The 3,629-nt window shown below is 62.6% G+C and carries 3 protein-coding genes and 1 pseudogene; 2 read left to right on the top strand and 2 right to left on the bottom strand.

The window, feature by feature from the left end:
* Together groL and groES are read right to left on the bottom strand one after the other, a co-directional pair.
* A pseudogene (gene groL / locus EN925_RS27920) lies at nucleotides 1–1,473 on the bottom strand (chaperonin GroEL); the annotation flags it as partial.
* Between the two features lie 55 nt (nucleotides 1,474–1,528).
* Nucleotides 1,529–1,843, bottom strand: coding sequence for a co-chaperone GroES (gene groES, locus EN925_RS27915; protein WP_013530718.1), 315 nt, complete (start codon nucleotides 1,841–1,843; stop codon nucleotides 1,529–1,531).
* A 336-nt stretch (nucleotides 1,844–2,179) separates the two neighbouring features.
* On the opposite strand from groES, the gene EN925_RS27910 reads away from it, so the two are divergent.
* Together EN925_RS27910 and EN925_RS27905 are read left to right on the top strand one after the other, a co-directional pair.
* Nucleotides 2,180–2,458, top strand: a complete 279-nt coding sequence (locus tag EN925_RS27910; RefSeq protein ID WP_084015824.1) for an usg protein — start codon at nucleotides 2,180–2,182, stop codon at nucleotides 2,456–2,458.
* Nucleotides 2,459–2,628: 170 nt separating this feature from the next.
* Nucleotides 2,629–3,411, top strand: a complete 783-nt coding sequence (locus EN925_RS27905; RefSeq protein ID WP_063172588.1) for an SDR family oxidoreductase — start codon at nucleotides 2,629–2,631, stop codon at nucleotides 3,409–3,411.
* The last annotated feature ends 218 nt before the right edge of the window (nucleotides 3,412–3,629 follow it).

The raw sequence follows: 3,629 nt of genomic DNA, 5'->3' as shown, positions 1-3,629 counted from the left end.
GGCCGAAGAGATCGCCGAATTCATTGGTCTGGGCGTTCCAGCCCCAACCGAATTCGCTTTTCTCGCGCAGCTTGCCGACAATGATCGAGCCTTCGGCGCCGGCATTCTCGGCGATCTGCCGGACCGGCGTTTCGATGGCACGGCGCACGATATCGACACCTGTCCTCTGGTCCGCATTGTCGGTCTGCACGGTATCGAGCGCCTTGGCCGCCCGCAGCAAGGCGACGCCGCCGCCGGGCAGCACGCCCTCCTCGACGGCCGCGCGGGTTGCATGCAGTGCGTCGTCGACACGGTCCTTGCGCTCCTTGACCTCGACCTCGGTCGAGCCACCGACCCGGATCACCGCAACGCCGCCTGCAAGCTTGGCCAGCCGCTCCTGCAGCTTCTCGCGGTCATAGTCGGAGGTGGTCTCCTCGATCTGCGCCTTGATCTGTGCGACACGGCCCTGGATCTCTTCCTTGCGGCCGACACCATCGACGATGGTGGTGTTTCCTTCTCGATCACCACCTTCTTGGCGCGGCCCAGCATCTGCAGCGTTACGTTTTCCAGTTTGATGCCGAGATCTTCCGAGATCGCGGTGCCGCCGGTGAGAATGGCGATGTCCTCCAGCATGGCCTTGCGGCGGTCGCCGAAGCCCGGCGCCTTGACGGCCGCGACCTTGAGGCCGCCGCGCAGCTTGTTGACGACCAGCGTGGCAAGCGCCTCGCCCTCCACATCCTCGGCGATGATCAGGAGCGGCTTGCCAGACTGCACCACGGCTTCGAGCACGGGCAGCATCGCTTGCAGATTGGAGAGTTTCTTCTCGTGGATCAGCACATAGGGCTCGTCGAGCTCCACGCGCATCTTGTCCTGGTTGGTGATGAAATAGGGCGAGAGGTAGCCGCGATCGAACTGCATGCCTTCCACGACTTCGAGCTCGGTCTCGGCGGTCTTGGCCTCCTCCACCGTGATGACGCCTTCATTGCCGACCTTCTCCATCGCCTCAGCGAGGAAGCGGCCGATTTCGGCATCGCCATTGGCGGAGATGGTCCCGACCTGCGCGATCTCGTCGTTTCGGGTGACCTTGCGGGCATTGGTCTTCAGTTCGGCGACCACCGCTTCGACCGCCTTGTCGATGCCGCGCTTCAGATCCATCGGGTTCATACCCGAGGCAACCGCCTTGGCCCCTTCCCTGACGATCGCCTGTGCAAGCACCGTTGCGGTCGTCGTGCCGTCGCCGGCAAGGTCGTTGGTCTTGGAGGCCACCTCACGCACCATCTGGGCGCCCATGTTCTCGAACTTGTCCTCCAGTTCGATCTCCTTGGCGACGGTGACGCCGTCCTTGGTGATGCGCGGCGCGCCGAACGACTTGTCGATGACCACATTGCGCCCCTTGGGACCGAGCGTCACCTTCACCGCATTGGCAAGGATGTCGACGCCGCGCAGCATCTTCTCGCGCGCTTCGGTATGGAATTTCACTTCTTTGGCAGCCATTGGATCACTCCTTTATCTAGGCAGCATTCGTTGACTGGTTGGATACAAGAAGCCGTCAGGCGGCCTTCTTCACTTCGGCGATCTCATCGATGATCCCCATCACGTCGCTCTCCTTCATGATGAGCAGGTCCTCGCCGTCGAGTTTGATCTCGGTGCCGGACCATTTGCCGAACAGGATGCGGTCGCCGACCTTGACATCGAGTTCGACAAGCTTGCCGCTGTCGTCGCGGGCGCCGGGACCGACGGCGAGCACTTCGCCTTCCTGCGGTTTTTCCTTTGCGGTATCGGGGATGATGATGCCGCCGGAGGTCTTCTCCTCGGCTTCAAGGCGGCGGACCAGAATACGGTCATGCAATGGACGGAACGCCATGTCGTTCTCCTCGTGGACAAACAGGTTTTGAGGTTCCTCCGCACCGAACCGGCAATATCGGACCGGTGCGGAACGCCGCGACCCTTCGTCAGGCATCGCGGCGCATATCGAGCTAGTTTTGCCGTTTTTCGGTTTCAAGAGACCAGCGCAAAAATTTTTATACTCGACAAGAAAGAGCGCCAAGGCACTGTTATGGCGTGGCTATTTTCGGAACCCGCGAGCTTCTCGCGGCGTTGTTTGAAGAGGGTCGACAGAACCGATCGGCCCGGCCCGGCATTGGGCGGGTTCGACACAAATGCCCGCCGGCTGGATGCCTCAGCGGAGAAGGAGAAAGACATGGCCGATACGGTCAGCAACGAATTCCGCCTGCAAATGGAAGGTTATGGCCTGACGACGGCCGAAATCCACTATTACCTGCCCGATCATCCAAGCCTGCTTCAGCTCTATGTCTGGCAGGACTATGATCTCGCTCCGGCCTTTCCCGAACTCAAGGGTTTTCTCCAATATTGGGAGCGCGAACTCGATGGTCCGCTCCATTCGGTTCGCGTTGCTCATCACCGGCTCATCCAGCCTTCGGAATGGCGGGCCGTCGAGGGCATAATCACGGTCCACTAGCGTCTTTGCGACGGCCTCCGCTACGTAGGGAATCACGACATTGGGGCAGGCTCCCGCCGGCCCCACGCAGCGCGACAGCCAACAACCTCCACTCCAAGATTTCCAATTTCCGTATTGTAAAACGATCGCGCCGCGCTAGCCTGAAATCAGATGCGAGGCGGGGAAGAGGAATGGAGCTCCAACTCAACGGCAAGGTGGCGCTGGTCACCGGCTCGACGCAAGGCATTGGCCGCGCCATCGCCGAGACGCTGGCGCGCTGCGGCGCCGGCGGCCTGCTCGTCACCGGGCGCGAGAAGACGCGCGGCGATGCCGTTGCGGAAGAGCTTTCGCGGCTCGGCACGCCGACGGTTTTCGTCGCCGCCGACCTCGCCGACCCGGCAGCCCCTGCCCTTTTGGCGCAAGCCTGCATCGAGCGCTTCGGCCGCATCGATGCGCTGGTCAACGCCGCAGGACTGACCGACCGGGCCTCCTTCGTCGATGCCGATCTCGACGGCTGGGCCTCGCTGTTCGCGGTCAACGCGCGGGCGCCGTTCTTCCTCATGCAGGCGGCCATCGCCGACATGAAGAAGCGCGGAGAGCGCGGCGCCATCGTCAACATCCTGTCGATCAACGCCCATTGCGGCTCGCCGGAGCTCGCCGTCTATTCCGCAAGCAAGGGCGCGCTGGCCACGCTGACCAAAAACGCCGCCAACGCCCATCGCTTCGATCGCATCCGCGTCAACGGCATCAATGTCGGCTGGACCGACACGCCGGCCGAACGCGTCATGCAGGCCGACACGCTGGGCAACGGGCCGGGCTGGCTCGATGCCGCCAACGCCTCGCAACCCTTCGGCCGCCTGTTCTCGACCAGCGATATCGCCAACCTCGCCGTCTTCCTGCTTTCGGATGCTGCCGGGCCGATGACCGGCACGCTCGTCGATCAGGAACAGTGGGTGATTGGGGCGAACCGGTGAGCGCCATCGAAACGCAAGCGCCTGCATGACGCATCTCGCCGTCGGCGATTTCACGGTTGCCATCAGAAATTTGTCGCGATGACGGTGACTGAAAAGCCTATCGCATCATTCGCTCAAAGCACCCGCGCCGCCTCACAGTGCCAGGCTTCCCTGCTCCACCTCCTCGGCATTCGGATCTCCCGGTGCGGTGGCCCAGGCCAATTCGACCAGTGTCACGG

The sequence above is a fragment of the Mesorhizobium sp. M7A.F.Ca.US.006.04.2.1 genome (genome assembly GCF_004022915.1).
Taxonomy (GTDB): Bacteria; Pseudomonadota; Alphaproteobacteria; order Rhizobiales; family Rhizobiaceae; genus Mesorhizobium; species Mesorhizobium ciceri.
Note: the sequence above shows the minus strand (reverse complement) of the source record. Positions and strands in the feature narration are given on the sequence as shown.